Consider the following 23495-nt stretch of genomic DNA (forward strand, 5'->3'; position numbering starts at 1 on the left):
CCGGGGCACGCCGGTAGACTGGAAGGCGACTTTCTTCAAGGAGCCCCCACATGACTGACGCGCCTGCGCCGACCCCCTCGCCTGAGCTCGACGAAGCCCACCGCGCCGAGCTCGACGAAGCGTTCGAGCAGAAGGCCGTGCGTCTTGCGAAGCGCGAGAAGCTGATCGCCAACCGATCGGATGCCGGTGGCGGGGCGTTCCCGGTCAGCGTGCCCGTCACGCACGGGATCCCGGCGCTGCGCGCCGAGTACGGCGAGCTCGAGGCCGGCGCCGAGACGGGTGTCATGGTCGGCGTCGCCGGCCGTGTCGTGTTCAGCCGCAACACGGGCAAGCTCTGCTTCGCCACGCTGCAGGCCGGCGACGGCTCGCGCATCCAGGCGATGGTGTCGCTGGCGAACGTCGGCGACGAGTCGCTGGCGGCGTGGAAGGAGCTCATCGACCTGGGCGACCACGTGTTCGTGCACGGCGAGGTCATCTCGAGCCGTCGCGGCGAGCTGTCGATCATGGTCGACCAGTGGCAGATCGCGTCGAAGGCGATCCTGCCGCTGCCGAACGTGTACGGCGAGCTGAACGAGGAGACGCGGGTGCGCAGCCGCTTCCTCGACCTGATCGTGCGCGACCAGGCCCGCACCACCGTGCGCGCCCGCGCCGCCGTCAACGCCAGCCTGCGATCGACGTTCACCTCGCACGAGTACCTCGAGGTCGAGACGCCCATGCTGCAGGTGCAGCACGGCGGGGCATCCGCTCGCCCCTTCATCACGCACTCGAACGCCTTCGACACCGAGCTGTTCCTGCGCATCGCGCCCGAGCTGTACCTGAAGCGCGCCGTCGTCGGCGGCATCGAGCGGGTCTTCGAGATCAATCGCAACTTCCGCAACGAGGGCGCCGACTCGACGCACAGCCCCGAGTTCGCGATGCTCGAGGCCTACCAGGCCTACGGCGACTACAACCAGATGGCCTCGCTCACGCAGGAACTCGTGCAGAACGCGGCCGTCGCCGTCGCGGGCTCGACCACGGTGACCTGGGCCGACGGCACCGAGTACGACCTCGGCGGCGAGTGGGACCGTGTCTCGATGTACGACTCGCTGTCGGAGGTGTCCGGTCGCACCGTGACCCCGCAGGATCCGGTGGAGGACCTCATCGCGTTCGCCGAGGCGAACGGCGTCGACATCCCGCCGCACCCCACGCACGGCAAGCTCGTCGAAGAGCTGTGGGAGCACTTCGTGAAGGTCGACCTGGTGCGCCCGACCTTCGTGATGGACTTCCCCGTCGACACCTCGCCGCTGGTGCGTGAGCACCGCTCGATCGCCGGCGTCGTCGAGAAGTGGGACCTGTACGTGCGCGGCTTCGAGCTGGCGACCGGCTACTCCGAGCTCGTCGACCCCGTCATCCAGCGCGAGCGCTTCGTCGAGCAGGCGAAGCTCGCCGCCGGCGGCGACCTCGAGGCGATGCGCGTCGACGAGGAGTTCCTGCGTGCCCTCGAGCACGGCATGCCGCCGTCGGGTGGAATGGGAATGGGCATCGACCGTCTGCTGATGGCCATCACCGGTCTCGGCATCCGCGAGACCATCCTGTTCCCACTGGTCAAGTAGCCCTCGCGCGCTGCAGCGCCCACTGCGGCAGCATCCCGGCCGACAGTATCGACGAGATCAGCGCGGCCATGCTGTGCTCGGGATCGATCTCGAGCGCCTGGTCGACGTACCGGCCGGCGTGCGATGACCGGCCCAGCGCCCACGCGAGCCAGGCGGCGGCGGTGAGCGCACCGGGCTTGGCGTCGCGCGGGGCGCGGGCCGCCGCCGAGCGCACCACCTGCAGTGCGCAGCCGAGGCGGTCGGCATCCGGGCGCGGTCCGCGGCCGAGGAACACCTCGCCGATGGCATCCGGCACGACACCATGTCCACCCGAGAACCGCAGCTGCGCTGCGAGAGCGTCACGGCCGAATTCGAGATCGGTCGCCCACTGCACGAGGATCGCATCCCGCAGGGTCGGCCGGTTCAGGCACCACAGCAGGGCGGCGCACGAGTACGCGTCATCGCCGGAGGGGATCTCGAGCAGGGCCTCGGCGAAGCAGGGAAGATCATCGAGCACGACCTCGGCCACCATCAGCGCCAGCGGGTTGTGGTCGGCGCCGGCGGGACCGTCGAGGGCGGCCTCGAGCTCGCGCAGCGCCCGGCCGACGTGCTCGCGCTCGACCAGGTCGGACGGGGGCAGATCGGCGCCCGAGAGCTGATCGCCGGTGACGTCTCCGATACCGGGGACGTCGGACGGGTGGCGGATGCTGTCGCGCGCGTGCACGGAGGGCAGATCGTCGAGGTAGTCGGCCCAGCCCTGCGGGGTCACGCACAATGCCTCGACGATGCGCAGCCCCGCCTGGGTGCCCACCTCGAGGAGGGCCTCGATGAAGGGGAGGTGCGGCAGCAGCAGGCCATCGGGTATCGACTGGGCGACCTCATCGGTGTACACCACCACGGCGGCCGCGTCGATCTGCGGCACCTGCAGCAGCGCCTGCAGAGCCGCCTCGGCGAAGGCATCCTGGTCGACGCCGGGGTCGGGAAGGTCGACGCGCATGGCGCCCTGGGTGCGCGAGCCGTGGAACGGCAGCATCACCAGGCTCTGCCGTGGTGTGAAGCCGGCCAGCAGCGGTACGAGGCCGAGCAGATCGGCGGGTTCTGTGGAGCGGATGATCGTTGTCATGGGCCGAGTGTGGCCGAGACCACGGGCGCCTGAAGCCTGCGATCCCAGTAAGTGTGCACAAGCCGTGCGAAGGCCCGTTCGGTGCAGGAGGAGTGCACAGGTGCGGGGCGTACCATGGAGGCATGGACAACTTCTGGATCGCCGCGGCCTGGTCGATTCTGCCGACCATCGGGGTGAGCATCGTCTTCGTGATCGTGCTCCGCGGCATCCTGCGCTTCGACCGCACCGAGCGCAAGGTGCACGCGCAGATCGAGGCCCAGGAGCGCGCCGCACGCGGGCTCCCGCCGCGCGCCTGACCGCACCGCAGTCCCCGCCGCCGCGCCGCGCTTGCGTCGATCGCGTCGGCTGCGGCTACTCTGATCCATAGCGACTGGATGGGGGTGCGTAGGTGAACACGCAGTCCTGGCCGCTGTGGCTGACCATCGCCTACCTCATCTTCGACCTCACCGTCCGCATCGTCGCCGTCATCGTGGTGCCGCGCAACCGCAAGCCCACCTCGGCGATGGCCTGGCTGCTGGCGATCTTCTTCATCCCGATCTTCGGCGTGCTGCTGTTTCTGCTGATCGGCAATCCCAAGCTGCCCCGTGCCCGCCGCCGCAAGCAGGAGCGCATCAACAACTACATCGACGACATCGCGAGCTACCTGAACTTCGGCACCCTGCGCCCGAACGCGCCTGGTTGGTTCCCGCCGCTGGTCGCGATGAACAAGCACCTCGGCGCACTGCCGCTCTCGGGCGACAACGGCGTGCACCTGATCAGCGACTACCAGGAGTCGCTCGATGCCATGGCACACGAGATCCGCACGGCGCGGGACTACGTGCACGTCGAGTTCTACATCCTGCAGAGCGACGAATCGACCGACAACTTCTTCCGCGCACTCGAAGAGGTGGCGGCCCGCGGCGTGCCGGTGCGGGTGCTGCTCGATTACTGGGCGAACCGCTGGAAGCCGCGCTACCGCGAGACGCTGAAGCGGCTGAACGCCATGGGCGCCGACTGGCATCTGATGCTGCCGGTGCAGCCGCTGCGCGGGCGCATCCAGCGCCCGGATCTGCGCAACCACCGCAAGCTGCTGGTCGTGGACGGCCGTTCGGGCTATCTCGGGTCGCAGAACATCACCGACTCGACGTACAACCTGCCGAAGAACATCCGCCAGGGCCTGCACTGGGTCGACCTGATGGTGCGCGTCGACGGGCCGGTCGTCTCGAGCCTGAACGCTGTCTTCCTCAGTGACTACTACGCCGAGACCGACCGCGTGCCGGACGGCATCGACATCACCCGCGTCGAGTCGGGCACCGGCGACCTCGACTGCCAGATCGTGCCGTCGGGACCCGGGTTCGAGGCCGAGAACAACCTGCGACTCTTCCTGGGGCTGCTGTATGCGGCCAGCGAGAAGATCATGATCGTCAGTCCGTACTTCGTGCCCGATGAGGCGCTGCTGCTGGCGGTCACCGCCGCCGTCGATCGCGGCGTGCACGTCGAGCTGTTCGTCTCGGAGCAGGGCGATCAGGCGATGGTGTACCACGCGCAGCGCAGCTACTACGAGGCGCTGCTGCGCGCCGGGGTGCGCATCTGGCTGTACCCGGTGCCGTACATCCTGCACACCAAGAGCCTCACGATCGACGATCAGGTCGCCGTGATCGGGTCGAGCAACATGGACATGCGCTCGTTCGGCCTGAACATGGAGGTGTCGATGCTCGTGCGCGGCGAGGAGTTCGTCGACGAGATGCGCGTGCTCGAGGACGAGTACCGATCGCTCAGCCGCGAGCTGACGCTGGAGGAGTGGATGCAGCAGCCGCTGCGCTCCACCGTGCTCGACAACCTCGCCCGGCTGACCTCTGCGCTGCAGTGAGCCCCGGGTACTCTGAGAGCATGACCCCCTCTCGTGCGCGCCGCGTCCTGTCGACCCTCGTGATCGCCGGTGCGACCCTGCTCGTCGCCGGGTGCAGCGCATCACCGGGAAGCGCGCCCGCGCCGACCAGCAAGAGCGGCGACACGGCCACCACGACCCCGCCCGGAGGCGACAGCATCGCGACCGAGGTCGAAGCGGCCTGGCTCGACGACGGGCGCGCGATCGCGGTGGTCACCTGGGGGTCGTCGACGTGCGTGCCGGTCGCGGGCGACGTCTCCGCCGAGGGGCAGACCATCAGTGTGTCTCTTGCCAGCGGCGGGGAGAAGGCCTGCACCGACGACCTGGTGCCGCGCGCGGTCTACGTCGGGGTGCCCGAGGGCGTCGACGTCACGCAGGACGTCGAGCTCGAGGTCGCCTACGGAGGCGGCACGCAGGATGCCGACCTCGACGGCCTCGCCCAGGCCCCGGAGGGCCTGGGTGAGCAGAAGGCGTCGGCCGGGTGGTTCGAAGACGGCGGCATCGCCCTGCTGACGTGGGGGTCGTCGACCTGTCGTCCCGTGATCGAGGACGTGAAGCAGTCGGATGCCGGCGCCACCGTCACCTTCAAGACGACCGACGGTGTGTGCACGATGGACCTCGCACCGCGCGTGACGACGATCCTGCTGCCGGAGGAGCACGATGACGGCCCGTTCGAGCTGACGCTCGTCGGCGACAACCTCGACGCCACGGTCGCGGTCATCGGCTGAGCGCTCGGTGCCGGCCGAGCGATAGGAGCGCGGCCGAGCGCGGCACCGCCGTTCAGAACCGCGAGACGTCGTGCCCCGCGGGAAGCACGATCTGCAGCGCCCCCTGCTGCACTCGGCAGACCATCCGCACGGCGGTGCCGAATTCGTCGCCGTCGAGCTCGATCGAGGTCGGTGTGACCATCGCCGCCTCGGCGGTGCGCCCTGCCATGTAGCGGATCGACGCATCCCGCCCGCGCCGCTCGAGCACACGCCTGCCGGCACGGCTGCGGCGGAGCACCGAGTTGTCCCACCAGACCTTGCGCCATAGTCCCAGCCAGCCCAGCGGACCGGTGGGCTGGATCAAGGCGATGTCCATCCGGCCGTCGTCGAGCGAGGCATCCGGCATCAGCGCGATCCCCGCGGGCAGGGCACCGCAGTTGGCGAACAGCATGCTCTGCACCTTCGTCGAGTGCAGCTTGCCGTCGTCGACCTGGAACACGATGCGGAACGGCTTCGCCCCCGGCAGAGACCGCGCGGCCCCGTCGAGGTAGGCGACCCAGCCCACCGATCGCTTCAGTTCCGGGCTGGTGTTGGCGATCATCGCCGCGTCCAGCCCCATGCCGGCCAGTACCACGAAGGCGTGTTCGTCGCGGGTGCCGTCGGCACGGGTCAGCGCCGCCCACCCGATGTCGACCGGGTGTGTGAAGCCGGTGAAGACGGCATCCATCATCGCCTCCGGCTGGGTCAGCGGCAGCAGGAGGTTGCGGGCGAAGAGGTTGCCGGTGCCGCCGGGCAGCACAGCGAACGGCACGTCGCTGCCGGCCATCGACTGCGACACGGCACGCACCGTGCCGTCGCCTCCGGCGACGAGCACGGCGGCGGCGCCGTCGGCGAGCGCCGTGAGCGTCGCCTCGGTGCCCGGGTCGTCGACGGTGGTCTCGTACAGTCGCGGCGGCGCCCAGCCGTGCTGCGCCGACCGTGCCGACAGCGCGGTGTGCAGCCGGTGCGCGTCGACCTTCACCGGATTGAGAACGAGTGCGGCGTGCCGCGCTGCGCTCTCGGATGCTGTCATGCGGCCACTCTACGGCCGAACGTGCCGGTGGCCGTGCTGGCTAGACTTGCATGATGATCGATCTCGCACTTCTCCGCGACGAGCCCGAGCTCGTCCGACGCTCACAGATCGCGCGCGGGAACGCGCCCGAAACGGTCGACGCGGCGATCGAGGCCGATCGATCGCGTCGCGATGCGCTGAGTGCGTTCGAGTCGCTGCGCGCCGAGCAGAACGCGTTCGGCAAGACCGTCGCCAAGGCGCCCAAGGACGAGAAGGCCGCACTGGTCGCACAGGCCAAGGATCTGGCCGACCGGGTCAAGGCCGCGCAGCAGGCGGCGAACGAGGCCGCCGAGGCGGCGGCATCGGCCCTCGAGCGCGTCGAGAACGTCATCATCGACGGCGTTCCCGCCGGCGGTGAGGAGGACTTCGTCGAGCTGCGGCGGGTCGGTGAGATCCCCACCTACGAGTTCGAGCCGCGCGACCACCTCGAGCTCGGCGAGCTGCTCGGCGCCATCGACATGGAGCGCGGCGCGAAGGTGTCGGGTGCGCGGTTCTACTTCCTCAAGGGCATCGGCGCGCGGCTGGAGATCGCCCTGATGAACCTGGCGCTCGACAAGGCGCTGGCCAATGGCTTCACCCCGATGATCGTTCCCACGCTGGTGCGACCCGAGATCATGCAGGGCACCGGCTTCCTCGGCGAGCACGCCGATGAGGTGTACCACCTCGACAAGGACGACCTGTACCTCGTCGGCACCAGCGAGGTGCCGCTCGCCGGCTACCACAAGGACGAGATCCTCGACCTGAACGATGGCGCGCTGCGCTACGCGGGCTGGTCGACCTGCTACCGCAGCGAGGCCGGCTCGTACGGCAAGGACACCCGCGGCATCATCCGCGTGCACCAGTTCAACAAGCTCGAGATGTTCGTCTACACCACGCCCGAGGCCGCCGAGGCCGAGCACGAGCGCCTCGTGGCGCTGCAGGAGGAGATGCTCACCTCGCTCGGCCTGTCGTACCGCGTGATCGACGTCGCCGCCGGCGATCTGGGTTCCAGCGCGGCCCGCAAGTTCGACATCGAGGCGTGGGTGCCCACGCAGGGCGCGTTCCGCGAGCTGACCTCGACCTCGAACTGCACCACGTACCAGGCCCGCCGGCTCGACGTGCGGTATCGCCCGGAGGCGGCCGGCAAGACGGTCAACGTCGCGACGCTGAACGGCACGCTGGCGACGACCCGCTGGATCGTCGCGCTGCTCGAGACGCATCAGCAGGCCGACGGATCGGTGACGGTGCCCGAGGTGCTGCGCCCGTACCTGGGCGGGATCGAGGTGCTGCGGCCGCTCGGATGGACCGCGGATGCTGACGCGTCGGACGCCGACGGGCAGGGAGTCGAGTGACCGCCCGCGGGCTGGTCGGCCTCGACATCGACGGAACCATCATCCTGCCGGACGAGACGCCCAGCCCCGGCGTGCTCGACGCCGTGACCGAGGTGCGCGAGGCCGGGTACGAGGTCATGCTCGCCACCGGACGCAGCTGGGCGGGAACCCGGCACATCGAGCAGATGCTGGGGCTGTCCGCCGAGTACGCGGTGTGCTCGAACGGCGCCGTGACCATGCGGCGCGTCGACGGCGAATGGCAGCGCTGGCACGTCGAGGTCTTCGACCCGGCGACCGTGCTCGGTCTGCTGGGTGAGCACCTGCCGGAAGCGCACTACATGGTCGAGCTCGGCTCGGGGCAGCGCCTGTACACGGCGAGCATGGACGACTGGACGCTCGACGGCGGTCGTCAGGTGACCTTCGACGAGCTGGGGGCCCAGCCGGTCTCGCGCATCGTGGTGGTCGCGCCGCAGCACGACGAGGCCGACTTCGAGCGGATCGTCACCGCGGCGGGGCTCAACGAGGTCTCGTATGCGATCGGCTGGACCTCTTGGCTCGACATCGCCCCGCAGGGCGTCGACAAGGGCACGGCCATGGAGCGGGTGCGTGCACAGCTGGAGCTGCCGCGCGATCGCGTGCTGGTCGCGGGAGACGGACGCAACGACCTGGGCATGTTCGCGTGGGCGCTGGACGGCGGCGGTCGGGCCGTCGCGATGGGACAGGCCGTCGACGAGGTGCAGGATGCCGCGGGCGAGCTGACCGGGGTCGTCGATGACGGCGGACTCGCGGTGGCGCTGCGCACCCTGCTCTGAAGTGAAGGGCTGACAGCGACTCCCCAGGTGTGCAGGGAACAATGGGCAGGTCGGTTAGACTCGACGACTGACCGTCCGGTGCGAGCCGGGCGGGGGAGGGTTGTCCGAGCGGCCGATGGAGCTGGTCTTGAAAACCAGTGGGCAGAGATGTCTCGTGGGTTCGAATCCCACACCCTCCGCAGTTCCCGAAAGGCTTTGAGTGAGCGAGTCCAGCAGTCGCCGGCGCACGGTCGCCCGCCACGGTCAGTTGAGTTCGCCGACCGCGGTCGGCCAGCTGCTGAAGTTGATCGGCATCGCGCTCGCCGTGGTGCTGGTGAGCGGTGTCGGCGTCGTCGGCTACGTGATCGGCGGGCTGACCGGAACGGTCAGCGCCAACGCGGTCGAGCTCGACGGGCAGAAGGAACTGCCGCCCGACATCGCAGCGTACGAGGGGGGATTCGACATCCTGCTCACCGGCGTCGACACCTGTGAGCCGAAGTACGCGCACCTGTTCGGCGAGCGCTGCGAGGATCGCGAGGGGGATGCCACACTCAACGACGTGAACCTGCTCGTGCACGTCTCGAGCGAGCCGCGCCGCATCACCGCGGTGAGCTTTCCCCGCGACCTCATGCTGCCGATCCCCGAGTGCACCGATATCGACGGCAACATCAGCTCGGCGATGAGCAAGCAGCCGCTGAACGTGGCGTACGAGCACGGCGGCGAGAAGGGCGGGCTCAACTGCGTCGCCAAGACGATCTCCGAGCTGACCGGTGAGGACATCGAGTTCGCCGCGAAGGTCACCTTCGGCGGTGTGATCGAGATCACGGATGCCATCGGCGGGGTCGATGTGTGCCTGGCCAGCCCGATCAAGGACAAGTACACCGGCCTCGACATGGCCGCCGGCAATCACACCGTGCAGGGTCTGCAGGCGCTGCAGTTCCTGCGCACCCGCAAGGGCGTCGGCGACGGCTCGGACCTCGGCCGCATCGGCAACCAGCAGCAGTACATGTCGAGCCTGGCACGCAAGATGATCAGCGGCGAGGTGCTCGGCAACGTGCCGGTCATGCTGAAGCTCGCCGACACCGGCCTGAGCAACATCGAGGCGTCCACCTCGCTGGCCGACCCGATGAAGATCGTGCAGATCGCGCTGGCGGTCAAGAGCGTGCCGTTCAAGGACATCGTGTTCGTGCAGTACCCGACCGGCGCCGATCCCGACAACCCGAACAAGGTCGTGCCCGACCGCGAAGCCGCGACCGCCCTGTGGGATGCGATCTCGGCGAACAAGCAGCTGCAGATCACGTACGAGAACACCAGCAACGATGGCGTCGTGGTGAAGGAGCCGGTGGACGGCGAGAGCCCGGCACCGACCGACACCGCCAGCCCCGACGCGACCGCAGCGCCCGAGCCGACCGAGGTCGCCGAGCTGCCCGACACGATCAAGGGCAACTCCGCGGCCGTGCAGACGTGCTCGAACGGCAACGTGCGCGGGTGAGCCATCCCGCCCCGGCGCCGGATCTGACCCGCGTGGTCGAGTTCGTCCGCGCCGACGCACGGGCAGACCGCTTCGCTCTCTGGGGATCGTCGACGGTCGTCGACGAGAACACCGGGGAGCCGGTCATCGGGCAGGAGCTGTTCGACGCTCTGCACGACGCCGCCGGAATCACCGCCCGGTACCCGGTGGGCAATGCCGGGGTCATCCACGTCTACGGCTACTGGTTCTCCGACGTGGTCACGCCGTACGGGCGCAAGCGCGACCGCTGGCAGGACGGCGAGCTCGCCGAGCTGCTCGAGGTGGGGCCGGCGGCATTCCACCTGACCGGCGGAGGGTCCACGCCGCTGCAGCGGGTCACCGAAGCCGCCCTGCCCCACCTGGTCGAGCCGGGGCCGCGGACTCTGGCGCGCGGTGACGCGCGCGTCGCGGGGATCGATACGCGCGTGGTGATCGTCGGCGCACAGGCACGGCTCTCCGCGGCGCTGATCTATGGCATCCGATCCGACGACGCATGGCGGATCGTCACCACCTTTCCACTGCAGGGCGACCCCGAGGGCGTCGTCGGCGAGTTTCTCGCCGAGCCACGGCTGCGCTGGAATGCCGCGCCGTCCCACGGAGCGTAACCACAAGTTCACCCGCTCGTAGACGTATCGTCCACAGAATGCGTCTAGTCTGGACGCATCGTCCGGACTGAAGGAGCGCGAGTGACCCCCACCATCATCTTCGACTTCGACGGCACCCTCGCCGTCGGCGACGGACCCGTCCTCGCCTACGCACGCCATGCAGCCGAAGCCGCAGCTGATGACTACCTTCGACGCGTCCGCGCCGAACTCGATCTGCACTCGCGCGGGGCATCGTCGTTCCGCGACGGGTATGACGTCGTCGGCACGCTCGCGCGTGAAGACGGGGTGGACGAGGCGACGCTCAACGCCGCCTACATGCACAGCCGCAGTCGGCTCGGCACGGCGGATGCCCCGGTGAGCCCAGCTCCAGGGCTGACCGAACTGCTGGACGAGCTCGACCCTGGCATCCGGATCGTCCTCGCCACCAACGCACCCGACGACGGCATCCACGCTCTGCTGCAGTCGTGGGGCATCGCCGAGCGCTTCACCGCCACCCATTTCAGGGTCGGCAAGCCGGCCGGTCTCGAGCCGATCCTGCGCGCGGCCCTCGCCGAGGGCCCGGTGCTCTCGATCGGCGACATCTTCGCGTTCGACCTCGCCCCCGCCCAAGCGCTCGGCGCCGACACGGCGCTCGTCGGGGCCACGGCTGATTCCTCCCCTGAGAGCCCGACCCTGCGCGGCGCCACCCTCGACCTGATCGTTCCCGGCATCCGCCGATGGACGCGATCCGCTCTTCCGTCCTCCTCCGTTCCGACCTCCTCCCTTCCGCAGTGATCGTCACCATCTGAAAGGCATTACGAGTATGCGCAAGTCCATCGCCGCAGCGGGCGTTCTCGCCACCGCCGCTCTCGCACTCACCGGCTGCGGGGCAGCCGCCGACGCCACGGCCGGAGATTCCGGCACCTGGCCCGAGGAGATCACCATCTCGCTCGTCCCGTCCACCGAGAACGCCGACCTCGCAGAGGCGCTGGAACCGCTGACCGGCTACCTCAGCGATGAGCTGGGCATCACCGTCAACGGCGTCGTGGCCGACAACTACGCGGCCACGGTCGAGGCGCTCGGCGCCGACCAGGCGCAGGTCATCATCACCGACGCCGGGTCGCTGTACCACGCGATCAACCAGTACGACGCGCAGCTGATCCTGCGCGACGTGCGCTTCGGTGCCAGCTCGTACGCGTCGGTCGCGTTCACGAACAACCCCGACAAGTACTGCGACGACGCGCCCGTGCAAGCCACCTACGCCGCCAACGACGTCGCCCTGAGCTTCTGCAACGGCATCGAGCAGGAGGGCGCCGACTCGACCGGATCGGGCCCCGCCGGCCTCGACGCGCTGAAGAACATCGACGAGGGCACCAAGGTCGCACTGCAGGCCGCCACCTCTCCGGCGGGGTACCAGTACCCGATCGTCGCGATGCAGGATGCCGGTATCGACACCGACGCCGACATCGTGCAGGTTCCGGTCGAGGGCAACAACAACGCGGTGCTCGCCGTCTACAACGGCGACGCCGAGGTCAGCTTCGGCTTCTGGGACGCCCGCTCGAGCGTGCTCGGCGAGGCGCCCGATGTCGCGGACAAGGTGGTGGCGTTCGCGTACACCGACATGATCCCCAACGGCGGCGTGGCCGTCAGCAGCTCGCTGCCCGACGACCTCGTGGCCGAGCTGACCACTCTGATGGACGAGTACGTCGACTCGTCCGACGAGGCCGCACAGGTCATGTCAGACCTGGTCAGCCTCACCGACTGGACCGCCGAGACCAACCAGGACGAGATCGACCGCTACGGCGAGATCCTGCAGAAGTTCGCCAACTGATCGACCACTGAGGACACACCCATGAACAGCTCCTGGCACGTCGAACTCGATGGCGTCTCGGTCACCTATCCGAACGGCACCAAGGCGCTGACGGATGTGTCCCTGCGGGTCGACGCCGGGGAGATGGTCTCGGTCGTGGGTCTGTCCGGTTCGGGAAAGTCGACCCTGATCCGAACGATCAACGGTCTCGTGCGGGCCTCCGGTGGCACTGTCACCGTCGGCCCGCACGAGGCCAGCTCTCTGCGCGGGCGAGCCCTGCGCGAGTTGCGTGGCCACGTCGGGATGATCTTCCAGGGCTTCAACCTCGCCGAGCGCACCAACGTGTACCAGAACGTGCTCGTCGGTCGGTTCGCGCATTCGCCGGCCTGGCGCAACCTGCTCGGCATCCCGTCGAGCGACGACCGTGAGATCGCCCTGTCCGCACTCGACTCCGTCGGGATGCTCGAGAAGGTGTGGGCACGCGGCGGAGCGCTCTCGGGCGGCCAGAAGCAGCGCGTCGCGATCGCCAGGGCGCTCTCGCAGCAGCCGAGCATCATGCTCGCCGACGAGCCGGTCGCGTCTCTCGACCCGCCCACGGCACATGCCGTCATGAGCGATCTGCGGCGCATCAATCAGGAGCGCGGGCTGACGGTGATGGTCAACATCCACCTGATGGACCTCGCGCGCGAGTACACGACGCGGATGATCGGCTTGCGCTCGGGCCGCGTCGTCTACGACGGGCCGGCGCATGAGGCGTCGGATGCTGACTTCGAGCAGATCTACGGTCGCCCCATCCAGGTGCGCGATCAGCTGGGTGCGGCCGGATGAGCGCAACCGCCGTGCAGGCGCGGCCGTGTGAGCCGGCGCCGCGGCGCACGCACGACCTGCCGCCGAAGCCGCGCCACGTGTTCCGGGTCACGGCGATCGTCAGCATCCTCGTCGGCATCACGGTGCTCACCTGCATCCCCGCGATCGGCGGCGTCGAGATCGACCTGGCATCGATCGCGAAGCACTGGGACAACGGGGCCAAGAAGCTCGCGCAGCTGATGCAGCCGAACTTCGCCTTCCTGCCGCGCACGGTCGGGCCAATGCTCGAGACGCTGCAGATGGCGCTGGTCGGCGCCGTCATCGCCGCGTGCATCTCGGTGCCGCTGACGCTGTGGGCATCCAAGCCGACCAACCCGCACGGATTCAGCCGCGGACTCGTGCGCACGGTCATCAACGTCATCCGGTCTGTTCCCGACCTCGTCTACGCCTCGGTGCTGGTCGCGATGGTGGGCGTGGGAGTGCTGCCCGGTCTGATCACCCTCGTGCTGTTCGATATCGGCATCATCGTCAAGCTCGTCTCGGAGGCGATCGATTCGGCCGACCACGGGTACATGGAGGCGGGCCGTGCGTCCGGAGGCACGCAGTTCCAGATCAACCGCGTCACAGCGTTGCCCCAGACCCTGCCGCTGTTCGCGAACCAGTGGCTCTACACGCTCGAGCTCAACGTGCGCGTCTCGGCCATCCTCGGCTTCGTCGGCGCCGGCGGCATCGGCCGGATCCTTGACGAGCGGCGGGGCTTCTACGCCTACGGAGACGTCTCGGTGATCATCCTCGAGATCCTTGTCGTGGTCGTGCTCATCGAGGTGGTCTCCAACATCCTGCGAAAGAAGCTGATATGACGGTGCTCGACGTGCCACCGCGTCCGTCGCGACTGTGGCCGACCGTCTTCGCGGTGCTGGCGGGCCTGGTGATCCTGCTCGCGGCGGGTGGTCTGAACATCTCGTGGTCGGATGTGCCGAAGATCCCCGAGAACGTGATGAAGTACCTCGGTCTCATGTTCGGTCCGCCGAATTGGGAGAAGCTGCCGCGGGCGCTGATGGAGATGTGGCGGTCGGTCTCGATGGCCTGGCTCGGGGCGATCCTCTGCGTCGTCGTGTCGATCCCCTTGGGCATCCTCGCTGCGCGCGGAGTGGGACCGGCGTGGCTGCGGCTCTCGCTGCGCGGGGTGTTCGCGGTCATCCGGGCGGTGCCCGAGGTGATCATCGCGCTCATCCTGCTCACGGTCACCGGTCTCACCCCGTTCACCGGGATGCTCGCGCTCGGCATCGCCGGGATCGGCACCCAGGGCAAGTGGGTGTACGAGTCGATCGAGTCGGCCGAGGAGGGCGCGTCCGAGGCCGTGCTCGCGGCGGGTGGAACCACCGCTGAGGTCACGCGCTGGGCTCTGTGGCCGGCGGTGGCGCCGGCACTGATGTCGTTCGCGCTGTACCGGTTCGAGATCAACATCCGCACCTCGGCGATCCTCGGCATGGTCGGTGCGGGCGGCATCGGCAGTATGCTCACGAACTACACGCAGTTCCGCGAGTGGGACACCGTCGGCATGCTGCTGATCGTGATCGTCGTCGTGACGATGGCGATCGATGCGGTGTCGGGCGCGGTGCGACGTCGGATCATGGAAGGGGCCCGATCGGGTGAACTGGCACGGAGCGCCTGACGCCTCACCGTCGGCACGCATCGCCGCACTGCTGCCGTCGCTGCAGCGCGGGGAGCGTCGCGTCGCGGACGCCATCGTCGCGGACCGCGCCGGCATTGTCGAGCGGACGGCGCAGGAACTGGCGGATGCTGTGGGCATCGGCCGCACGACGGTGATCCGGGCCGCGCAGTCACTCGGCTACGAGGGGTACCCGCAGCTGCGGGTCGCGCTCGCGCAGGAGCTGGCGACGGAGCACGCGCAGGTCGAGGAGGGCGACGGCACGATGGTCGGCGCCGTGCGGGCCGGCGTCGGCAGGTTCGCCGCGAAGCTCGCCAACACGGTGTCGGCGCTGACCGAAGAGGATGTGCTGGAGTTCATCACGCTGCTCGATCGGTCGCAGCGGGTGCTGGTGATCGCCAACGGGCTTTCGGGGGCGCTGGGCATGGATCTGGTGCTGCGGTTGACGGCGGCGGGCCGGCCCGCCGAGATGCTGCCGGATGCCATGGCACAGCAGATCGCCGCCCGCCAGCTGGGGGCGGGATCGCTCTGCGTGATCATCTCGGGATCGGGTGCGAACCGCGCCACCCTCGAGGGGATGCGCGCGGCGAGCGAGGGTGGTGCGCAGGTGGTGGCCATCACGTCGTTCGCGCGGTCGGCCGTGGCGGATGCTGCCGATGTGGCGCTCGTGGTGCCGCCGGTCAACGACAGCTTTCAGGACGAGCTCATCCACACCTCGCGAGCGGCGATCATGCTGCTGATCGAGCAGCTCGTCGAGCAGTTCGTCACCTATCGGGGAGAACGCGGCCGCGAGGCGCAGGCGGCCGCTCTGTCGGTGCTCGGCAGTGGCATCCTGGAATGAGGTCCGCCGGTGGGCCGCGGGCTCCGCGACGATTCGTGACCACCGGGCGGAACGGTTATGATTGCATGACGCGTTCGTGACTCTGTGAGCCGAGCGCATGGAGACGTCGCATAGTCAGGCCTAGTGCACCACCCTGCTAAGGTGGAGTCCCCTCACGGGGACCGAGGGTTCAAATCCCTCCGTCTCCGCTCCAAGATCTTGGCTCGAAACCCGCGGAATTTCGCGGGTTTTCTGCTTCCTGGGGGAGGCGGGGAGGGCGCTTCTGCCACGGACTGCGCATGTTGCCGCATGCAGCGCTATGGGCGCATCGGGTCTGAGGACGGTTCTTTGTGTGTCGGGCAATCGTGCGATGAACCGGGCATGATCGTGGTGTGAGCGGACTTGACGAAGCGAGGGGACGACACGCACCACGGCTGGGTGGTGGCTCGCGTGCTCGTTCGGGAAGTGCGCATGGTGGTCGCATCACATATCCGCGAGACGGATCTGAGCGGCGTCATCGTACCGATCGGCAGCGATGGACTGGTCGGGGTGATCGAGGAAGGCACAACTGCCGAGACGCTCGCGCCGCCGCTCGGGCGAGCGGGTGGCGGGCGGCCGAAGTGGGCGCTGCTCGGGGGCGTGGGGGCAATGTGACCTTCCATCACAGCACGGTAGGCGGCGCAGCCAGACTGACGGAGGGGCGTCGATGAGGCCGCGCTCAATGCGCGGGGCAATCGCATACACACGAACCCCTTCGAACGCCGGCGGGGCGGTGTGATTCGTTGGCCCGATACAGAATCGAGTGTGTGACCAAGAGCGGTGTGATCGGCGAAGATGCGAGCACGTCGTCAAGGCCCACCAAGCGCCCCAAGCGAGGGCGTCGTCTCCTAACCCTGGGACTGGTCGCTGGTGCGATAGTTGTCGCGCTGGTTGTCGGTGGCGTCGTCTACATGACGCGCGCGGATTCCGATCAGGACGGGTTGGCGGACCTCGTCGAGTTGCCCGGGTGGACGACTGTGGACGGCAGAACGTACTCCACCAACCCTTACGCGGTGGATACGGACGGCGACGGTCTGACCGATGCGGAAGAAGCCGGGGAAGTCGTCTCGGAGCCCGGCGCGGAGACTCTCTACGCTGGCGTCTCCGACCCGACCAAGGCTGACTCAGACGACGATGGCCTCGAGGACCTTCTCGAGGTCTCTGGCTGGCTCACCATTCAAGGCGCGGTCTATCGGACTGACCCGCTAGATCCCGACACAGATGGCGACGGGCTCACGGACGCGCAGGAGGCGGGCCCGGCTGAGCAGGGCGCAGATGGACATGTCGAGTTCGCACCGATCTCAGATCCCGGCGTCGTCGATACAGACGGGGATGGGCTCTCCGACGCGGTCGAGGCTGATCTGAGCATTGACGCCTTCAGCAGGGACACCGACAACGACCAACTCGACGACTACCGCGAAGTCGAGGTTCTGGGAACAGATCCGGCAGACGCCGATACCGACGGCGACAGCCTCAGCGATGGGTTTGAAGTCGCCAACGCTGAGAGCCGTGGCCTGGATCCCCTGTGGAAGGACGAGCAACTCGACCCCGCAACGATCGCGTGGGAGGTTGCCCAGGGCGCGATCGTTGGCGAGCTGGCACCCGGTGATTCGCTCCCGTGGCTCATCGGCAATGTAGCCTCAAGCGGAGCGAGCCTCGTCCCCGTTGTCGGCACCGCCATCGGCACCGTCGCTGACGTGCGCGACACGATCGGATCGGCAATCCATGCAGACTGGGTCGGAGCCGGACTGAGCGCATCCAGCCTGGTCCCTTACGTTGGCGACACCGGGGCCGTGGCTGGCAAGGTCGCGAAGTTCGTGGATCGGGTCCCGACCCTCGCAGTCGCCGCAGGCGCAGCCGTGGTCGCGCTCAAGTGGGTCCCCGACGAGGTCAAAGCGACGGTCGTCAGACTCGTCAACAAGAAGTCTGATGATCTCGCCGCTGCGGGCATGACCGACGAGGCGATGGTTGCCCTCCAAATGGGCAAGACCAGCCTCGACGATCTCGCCGACGCTATGAAGCGCCCGGGCCATGTGAATGTCGATGGTCCGAATCCCGGGTTCATGGCTACCGGCACGGACGGTGAGGACTACGTCGCGCACTTCTATCACGCCTCAACGCCGGGCGTGGATCTTCAAGTCGTGCTGCCGACTGCCAACTGCGTCGAGGTCTGCAATGCGGTCGCGCGCAGGATTGACGTGCTCGCCGACGGCGTTGCACACGAGTCCAAAGTGGGTCGAGTCTCACTGACTGCGGAGATCCGCAAGCAGATCGAGTCCGACGTCCATCTCATCCAGAACGGCGACATCCAAGAGGCCCACTGGCACTTCTTCGCGAGTGATGTGACCAAGAAAATGGGGCCGACGAAGCCGCTGCTCGACTTCCTGGAGGAGAAGGGCATCAAGTACACGATCCACCTCCCGACCGAAGGGTAGCGAAATGCCTGGCTATACCGACTTCGTCGCCATGAGCAGGGCAGAGGCCACCACGTTCCTCGAGGCGCTCCTGGCAGACCAGCAACGCGCTCTCGACCACTTCTCGGCGACCATCGGCGTGGATCTGACGTACTCCGCCGACTCCCTCACTTCGGTATGGGAGTCGACGGCGCCACGACTCACGTGGCGCGCCGGCTACGCACCGCCGAGCCCGGGACAGCCTGGCCCGCGAATCAACGCGGAGCAACTGGAACCCCCACCCGAGTTGCCGACGTGGTTCCATCACCCAAGCGGGGTCGGGTACGCGCGATTCTCAGCCGAGACGCTCTGGCTGATCGACGGCGCCGGCCGCTACCTCGGGGAAACCGTCGTTCGAACGGGCCACGGGAAGTGGGCGACGGGGCAATCTCGGGCGAAGGGCTACATCTTCCAGAATCAGCCGGTGATCATTCTGGCCGACGCTCCGCCCGTGAGCCCCTTCCAGACTGCCGCGGTCCTCGCGTCGCGGGCCCTGGGCACGGGAGCAGATGCTGGGCCGCGAACACTCGCCGATGTGTATCGGGTGTGGCGTCCAGAAGAGCGACACCAGCGTTGATTGCGATGGTGGAGTGATCCTCAGGACGCGACGTGCTGCACGAGGATCGACTCGCGGCACGTAGTGCGTAGCCTCGCGGTGGAACCGAGTCAGGTCGTTTGTTTCAGCTCGCGCTCAGCCGACTCTGCGCGTGCCTCCACAAGGATCGCTACAACCTGCTCGACAACGCTTTCGACCAGCGCTTCGTCGGCCTGATGCGGATCGAGATCGATGGGAACCCAAAGATGGCCACCGTCGTTTCGAAGAACGGGCGCGTACCGTGGCGCGTCCCCTAGGAACCCGCGAATCCGCTTCACCGCGAGTCGTTCGCCCGTCACCTTGTGGAATCTGAGCCACATGGGTGTCAGTCCTTCGGATGCGAAGCCGCTGTGGAGGCCCACGGAGAAGTGGGTGCCAGGAACCGGCCCAGCCGCCTTGAGGTAGTACGAGGGAGCGTAGGCGATGTCGCGGCGAGCTACTTGTGGCCCCCGCCACACCCCCAGATGGTCGGCCAATTGCTGCGTCGCGATGTCAACCAGCCCCACCAACTCCGCGCGGCGGGTTTGCCATTCCTCGCCCATCGCCGCGCCACCCAGTGGCTCAAGAACGAAGCGCGTGCGGGCTTCTACGAGCGCGTTCAGCTGGATCAAGTCGGCTTCAAGCGACCTGGGTCCCCTGTCGTTCTCACCGAGCGCCGCCGTGAGAACATCGAGGATCTCGGTCCAGGACACACTCGCCATGGCCGAGTCATTTGGCACCACGCGGCCCGCGGCGCGTCGCATCAACTGAGCCGCATCCTCAGTTCGCGCCTTCGGCATGAGGAGCACCAGGGCGGACTGATGTCCCGCGCACTCGCTTGCCTGGAGCGCGAGATAACGGGCCGCCTGGTCAACCGTTAGCGTTGCTCCGAACTTGGCTTCGATGATCACGAGCGGCCGCCCGGAAGCGTCCTGTCCCTCGATGTCAGTCCGTCCGAACTCGGAGTGGTCTACCTCGGTGAGAACGTGGGCAACGCCCGAGAGGTCGACGGAGAGGTTCTGTTCGAGGAATCGAAGCAGTGCGGCGCGCATGCCACTGCTCTGCAGGATCACACCGAGAGCCTCGGTTGCGAACGTCTCACCTAGGCCGGCGCGACCCGCGAGGGTGCCGAGCAAAGGCCTGTGATCGTTTCCGGTGCTCACCCTGCCAGCGTAGGGACCAGCGCGGACGTGCGCAGCCCGGGACCCCGGATGTCATCTTGGTCCCTGTGTCTGAGGTCTGGGACAGGATCCTCTCGCACGGACTACGTGGGCCGTGTGGAACTCGGAGACGCTGATGATCACTCGTACGGACCTCAACTGGTGGCTCGATCTCGAGCCAGAGCTCGACTGGCAGTTCGCGACCACCTACGCGGATGGAGCTCCCCACGAGTATGTGGCTTCGCCGCGCACCGAAGGATTGGACGCCGCCGACTACGCGCGCGCAGCGCACGTCATCCAGACATTTGGCGAGCCGATGAAGTTCTACAAGTGGACCCGCATCTACCTGCGCACGCCAATGGGGTGGAAACACTGGACGATGGACGCCGACCTCGACGACACGAACCTCGTGAACCGCGGGCGAGTCGAGCACGTCTACGGCATTCAGAACATGCCCGTGACACGATCGAACGCCGCTTCCGCGTACGACGCCCTCGCGTCCAGCTGGGACAAGAACCACCCGCTGACGGAAGACGAGCATGCCCAGACCGCAGCATTCATCAAGACGGTGTTCGGCGAGCAACTGTGGCGAACCCTGGACGTGGGTTGCGGGACTGGATGGCCAGTGACGAGTGGGCTCGTCGACCCCGTCCTGTACGTCGGCATCGACCCGTCAACCGCGATGCTGAATGCCCTCGTCGCGAAGCACCCCGTCGTCGCGGGAATCCATCCGATGAGCTGGGCCACCGCCCAGGAGAATCGCGTGCTTTGCGGGACCCGTTTCGACAGCGTCCTGTCGCTCGGCGGCTCCGCATCGTATCTCGCCCCTGCTGAACTGCGTGCGCTGGCCGCTCGCGGAAAGCGGGGAGCCGTCGCCATGCACTTCGCGGAGGATGAGACACCTATCACCGGTGATCTGGACCTGCAGCTCGCCGCGGCGTCGCTCGCCGCGGCGACTGAGATCGCTGAGAGGCAACTGCGCATCGGACGGTTCGTCGTCTCGCACCTGCCCGCAGGCAGAGTGCGGGCCGATGTGCCGGCCGCGTCAATCAGCTCACGACGGGATAGTGCCTGCGCTGCGACGTGGATACCTGCCAGCCGACGATACGGCGAGAGAACACGTCGAGGACGAACGCAGCGTAGGTCCACCCGGCGTGGGTACGGATGTAGGTCAGGTCCGCAACCCAGAGCTGGTTCGGTGCCGTCGCGGTGAACGCGCGCTTCACGAGGTCGGCGGGCCGGTCGGTCTCCGCACCGTCCCCAAAGGTGGTCTTGCGGGTCTTGTCGCGCCGGATGCCCTGGATGCCCGCGGCGCGCATCAGCCGCTCGATGGTGCAGCGGGCGACCTCAACGCCCTCCCTGTTCAGAGCCGCATGGATCTTCCGGGCGCCGTAGACACCGAGGTTTGCCGTGTGGACCACCCGGATGTTCTCGGTCAGCTCCGCGTCCCTGACAGCCCGGGCAGACGGCGGCCGGCCCTTTGCGGCGTAGTAGGTGCTCGGGGCGATCTGGACGTCCGCGTCACGCAGGACCTGGCAGATCGGCTCGACCCCGAACCGGTCACGGTGCTCGTCGATGTACTCGACGAGCACCGCGGTCGGCACCTCGGCTACTTCAGCTTGCGGTCGAGCTCCGCCGCGGCGAAAAACGCTGATGCCGTCTTCAGGATCTCGTTCGCCCGCCGCAACTCCCGCACCTCGGCCTCCAGCTCCTTGATCCGCTGCGCCTCCGCGGTCGTCACCCCGGGCGCCTGCCCGGCATCGATCTCGGCCTGCTTCACCCAGCCCCGCAGCGTCTCCGGGTTGATCCCGAGCTGCTCGCCGATGCGCTGGAGCGCACCGGCCTTCCGCGCGGGGTCCTGTCGTGCCTCGACCGCGAGCCGCGTCGCGCGCTCACGCAACTCGTCCGGGTACTTCTTCGGTGCTGCCATGACTCTCATCCTCCGTGAGTTGAGAGCCTCCACCGAACCCGGGGCGCTTCATGATGACTATCCGTGGGTGCGCTGGCCGCTGTGGCCGAGTGCGGCTGTCCTCGATCCCGTACCGGCGCATGAGGGTTTGCACTCACTGGCGGGTGACGCCGTAGCGGGGGGGTGCCCCTATGTCCTTTGTCAAGCCGCGACGGCGGCTGGGGTGGCGCGTGGTTCGTAGAGGGTGCCGTCGCGGAGCATGGCGAACAGGACGTCGGATCGGCGGCGGGCGAGGGCGATGAGAGCTTGATTGTGACGCTTGCCCTGGGCGATCTTCCGGTCGTAGTAGGCGCGCGATTCAGGGTCTCGGAGGGCGGCGAACGCGGAGAGGAACATCGTCCGTTTCAGGATCTTGTTCCCGCGACGCGAGGGATGCTCGCCCCGGATGGAGCTCCCGGATCTGCGGGTGACTGGAGCGAGGCCCGCGTAAGCGGCGAGGTGTCCCGCGGTCGCGAAGGTCTTGGTGGTGACTTCGGTGAGGAGCCGGGCTGCGGTCCTGACGCCGACTCCGGGCATGCTCGTCAGGACCGGCTGAAGAGGGTGCGAATCGACGATCTTCTCGACCTCGACAGCGATCTCCTCGCGTTGCCGGCGCAGCGCGGCCAACTGCTCAGCCAGGCGTGGGAGCACGAGTGCTGCCGCGTCGGTGCCGGTCACGACGACGGTCTGCTCGTCGAGCGCGCGGGTGATCTCGGCCGCCCAGGCGCGTCCCTTGCGGGGTGCGTTCTTGAGCAGCCTGTTTCCGAGCCGTTTCTCGCCCGCCGTGCGCATCACCGTCGGCGACGGGTAGTGCTGCAGCAGGTCGAGGATCGCCGGGTGATCCAGCCGCGGCCCGAGCACCCGCTCCAGAGCGGGGTGGATCTGTGTCAGCAGGCCGCGGATCCGGTTGCTGACCTGGGTGATCTGCCCGGCGAGGTCGTCGTCGAACCCGCAGAGCATCGCCAGCTCCGCGACCTGCTCGTCAGCGACCTGAATCGACCGGAGCGTGTGGGGCATCGTCCGCGCCGTCTCTGCGATGATCGCCGCATCTCTCGCGTCGGTCTTCGCCTCACCCGGGTGCAGGTCCGCGATGCGTCGCATCGCCAGTCCGGGCAGGTAGCCGACCAGAGCCCCGCAGGCTTGTGCGACGGCGACCGGGAGTGCGCCAATCGTCGCGGGCTGATCGACCACGAGCAGGATCAGCCCGTGCGCGCTCAGCTGGTCAAGCACCGCTCGCAGCCGGGCCTCGTCGTTCGGCAGCGCCTTGTCGAACAGTCGCTTCCCGGCTCGGTCAAGAGCGACGGCATGATGTTCGCCCTTGCCGACGTCGAGACCGACGAATACGTCGACCTGGTCGTATCTGTCGATGCTGGTGACCACAGTGTCCTCCGCTTCACTCGCGACGGCGTCCGGTGGCGGTGCGTCTCGGCATCCACGTTACGAACGGCCTCGGGCAGAGCCCGGGTCCAGCCCCTATCAGCGATCACACACCGCCGACCAGGCCCGGTGACAACACCCCCCAGATCATCAAGGACAGGGGGCAGCAATCATGCCGGGCCCGGCAGGCCGTCACCCCTCAGGATCGCTCCATCCGGGCTACGAAGAAAGTAACGGGGCTTCTGTCACGGCCGTTTCTTG

At 68.0% G+C, this 23495-nt stretch carries 23 protein-coding genes, 2 tRNA genes and 1 other annotated feature; of the genes, 19 read left to right on the plus strand and 6 right to left on the minus strand.

Annotated elements, in window-relative coordinates; all coding sequences use genetic code 11:
- Positions 1–50: 50 nt before the first annotated feature.
- Positions 51–1592 (plus strand): lysine--tRNA ligase, encoded by a 1542-nt coding sequence (gene lysS / locus WDU99_RS14000; protein ID WP_337333070.1) that lies wholly within the window; start codon positions 51–53, stop codon positions 1590–1592.
- On the opposite strand, the gene WDU99_RS14005 is transcribed toward lysS, so the two are convergent.
- Positions 1585–2694 (minus strand): DUF4192 family protein, encoded by a 1110-nt coding sequence (locus WDU99_RS14005; RefSeq protein ID WP_337333071.1) that lies wholly within the window; start codon positions 2692–2694, stop codon positions 1585–1587. The two genes, lysS and WDU99_RS14005, sit on opposite strands and share 8 nt — an antisense overlap.
- A 122-nt stretch (positions 2695–2816) precedes the next feature.
- Between WDU99_RS14005 and WDU99_RS14010 the strand changes: the two genes are divergently transcribed.
- From WDU99_RS14010 to WDU99_RS14020, 3 genes are all read left to right on the plus strand, one after another.
- Positions 2817–2990, plus strand: coding sequence for a hypothetical protein (locus WDU99_RS14010; protein ID WP_337333072.1), 174 nt, complete (start codon positions 2817–2819; stop codon positions 2988–2990).
- Positions 2991–3082: 92 nt separating this feature from the next.
- Positions 3083–4543, plus strand: coding sequence for a cardiolipin synthase (gene cls / locus WDU99_RS14015; RefSeq protein ID WP_337333073.1), 1461 nt, complete (start codon positions 3083–3085; stop codon positions 4541–4543).
- 20 nt (positions 4544–4563) lie between these two features.
- Complete coding sequence (locus WDU99_RS14020) at positions 4564–5289, plus strand: hypothetical protein (RefSeq protein ID WP_337333074.1); 726 nt, start codon at positions 4564–4566, stop codon at positions 5287–5289.
- A 52-nt stretch (positions 5290–5341) separates the two neighbouring features.
- Here WDU99_RS14020 and WDU99_RS14025 read toward each other — a convergent pair whose 3' ends face one another.
- Entirely contained in the window at positions 5342–6340 is a 999-nt protein-coding gene (locus WDU99_RS14025) for a diacylglycerol/lipid kinase family protein (RefSeq protein ID WP_337333075.1), read from the minus strand.
- Between the two features lie 53 nt (positions 6341–6393).
- Here WDU99_RS14025 and serS point away from each other — a divergent pair, with 53 nt between their 5' ends.
- The 15 genes from serS to WDU99_RS14100 all read left to right on the plus strand — a co-directional run bounded on the left by serS (position 6394) and on the right by WDU99_RS14100 (position 18752).
- Positions 6394–7710 carry a serine--tRNA ligase gene (gene serS / locus WDU99_RS14030; RefSeq protein WP_337333076.1) on the plus strand — a complete coding sequence of 439 codons (1317 nt, stop codon included), beginning with the start codon at positions 6394–6396 and terminating at the stop codon, positions 7708–7710.
- Positions 7707–8501, plus strand: a complete 795-nt coding sequence (locus WDU99_RS14035; RefSeq protein ID WP_337333077.1) for an HAD family hydrolase — start codon at positions 7707–7709, stop codon at positions 8499–8501. The genes serS and WDU99_RS14035 overlap by 4 nt, the downstream gene beginning before the upstream one ends.
- Before the next feature lie 94 nt (positions 8502–8595).
- A tRNA-Ser gene (locus WDU99_RS14040) sits at positions 8596–8680 on the plus strand.
- A gap of 20 nt (positions 8681–8700) precedes the next feature.
- Positions 8701–9972, plus strand: coding sequence for an LCP family protein (locus WDU99_RS14045; protein WP_337333078.1), 1272 nt, complete (start codon positions 8701–8703; stop codon positions 9970–9972).
- Complete coding sequence (locus WDU99_RS14050) at positions 9969–10595, plus strand: amino acid deaminase (RefSeq protein WP_337333079.1); 627 nt, start codon at positions 9969–9971, stop codon at positions 10593–10595. Before WDU99_RS14045 ends, WDU99_RS14050 begins: the two co-directional genes overlap by 4 nt.
- Before the next feature lie 81 nt (positions 10596–10676).
- Complete coding sequence (locus WDU99_RS14055) at positions 10677–11369, plus strand: HAD family hydrolase (protein WP_337333080.1); 693 nt, start codon at positions 10677–10679, stop codon at positions 11367–11369.
- 28 nt (positions 11370–11397) lie between these two features.
- Positions 11398–12405, plus strand: coding sequence for a phosphate/phosphite/phosphonate ABC transporter substrate-binding protein (gene phnD, locus WDU99_RS14060; protein WP_337333081.1), 1008 nt, complete (start codon positions 11398–11400; stop codon positions 12403–12405).
- A gap of 21 nt (positions 12406–12426) precedes the next feature.
- A complete protein-coding gene (phnC, locus tag WDU99_RS14065) occupies positions 12427–13212 on the plus strand; it encodes a phosphonate ABC transporter ATP-binding protein (protein ID WP_337333082.1) in 786 nt (261 codons plus the stop codon).
- Positions 13209–14051, plus strand: coding sequence for a phosphonate ABC transporter, permease protein PhnE (gene phnE, locus WDU99_RS14070; protein WP_337333083.1), 843 nt, complete (start codon positions 13209–13211; stop codon positions 14049–14051). The genes phnC and phnE (WDU99_RS14070) overlap by 4 nt, the downstream gene beginning before the upstream one ends.
- Positions 14048–14866: a phosphonate ABC transporter, permease protein PhnE gene (gene phnE / locus WDU99_RS14075; RefSeq protein ID WP_337333084.1), complete on the plus strand. Its 819-nt coding sequence runs from the start codon at positions 14048–14050 to the stop codon at positions 14864–14866. The genes phnE (WDU99_RS14070) and phnE (WDU99_RS14075) overlap by 4 nt, the downstream gene beginning before the upstream one ends.
- Positions 14844–15704, plus strand: a complete 861-nt coding sequence (locus tag WDU99_RS14080) for a MurR/RpiR family transcriptional regulator (RefSeq protein ID WP_337333085.1) — start codon at positions 14844–14846, stop codon at positions 15702–15704. The genes phnE (WDU99_RS14075) and WDU99_RS14080 overlap by 23 nt, the downstream gene beginning before the upstream one ends.
- Before the next feature lie 99 nt (positions 15705–15803).
- A tRNA-Ser gene (locus WDU99_RS14085) sits at positions 15804–15892 on the plus strand.
- A 232-nt stretch (positions 15893–16124) separates the two neighbouring features.
- Positions 16125–16337, plus strand: a complete 213-nt coding sequence (locus WDU99_RS14090; RefSeq protein ID WP_337333086.1) for a hypothetical protein — start codon at positions 16125–16127, stop codon at positions 16335–16337.
- A 152-nt stretch (positions 16338–16489) separates the two neighbouring features.
- Positions 16490–18157: a hypothetical protein gene (locus WDU99_RS14095; RefSeq protein WP_337333087.1), complete on the plus strand. Its 1668-nt coding sequence runs from the start codon at positions 16490–16492 to the stop codon at positions 18155–18157.
- 4 nt (positions 18158–18161) lie between these two features.
- Positions 18162–18752: a hypothetical protein gene (locus WDU99_RS14100; protein ID WP_337333088.1), complete on the plus strand. Its 591-nt coding sequence runs from the start codon at positions 18162–18164 to the stop codon at positions 18750–18752.
- Positions 18753–18841: 89 nt separating this feature from the next.
- Here WDU99_RS14100 and WDU99_RS14105 read toward each other — a convergent pair whose 3' ends face one another.
- The 4 genes from WDU99_RS14105 to WDU99_RS14120 form a co-directional block, all read right to left on the minus strand.
- Complete coding sequence (locus WDU99_RS14105; RefSeq protein ID WP_337333089.1) at positions 18842–19912, minus strand: PD-(D/E)XK nuclease family protein; 1071 nt, start codon at positions 19910–19912, stop codon at positions 18842–18844.
- A gap of 1046 nt (positions 19913–20958) precedes the next feature.
- Positions 20959–21513 carry an IS3 family transposase gene (locus WDU99_RS14110; protein ID WP_337333090.1) on the minus strand — a complete coding sequence of 185 codons (555 nt, stop codon included), beginning with the start codon at positions 21511–21513 and terminating at the stop codon, positions 20959–20961.
- Positions 21409–21561 (minus strand) — a sequence feature (AL1L pseudoknot). Its footprint overlaps the gene before it by 105 nt.
- Complete coding sequence (locus WDU99_RS14115; protein WP_337333091.1) at positions 21519–21839, minus strand: transposase; 321 nt, start codon at positions 21837–21839, stop codon at positions 21519–21521. Its footprint overlaps the feature before it by 43 nt.
- 180 nt (positions 21840–22019) lie before the next feature.
- Positions 22020–23225, minus strand: a complete 1206-nt coding sequence (locus tag WDU99_RS14120) for an IS110 family RNA-guided transposase (protein WP_337333102.1) — start codon at positions 23223–23225, stop codon at positions 22020–22022.
- Positions 23226–23495: the final 270 nt, after the last annotated feature.

Origin of the sequence: Microbacterium bandirmense, from assembly GCF_037204185.1 — a bacterium.
Classification (GTDB): domain Bacteria; phylum Actinomycetota; class Actinomycetes; order Actinomycetales; family Microbacteriaceae; genus Microbacterium; species Microbacterium bandirmense.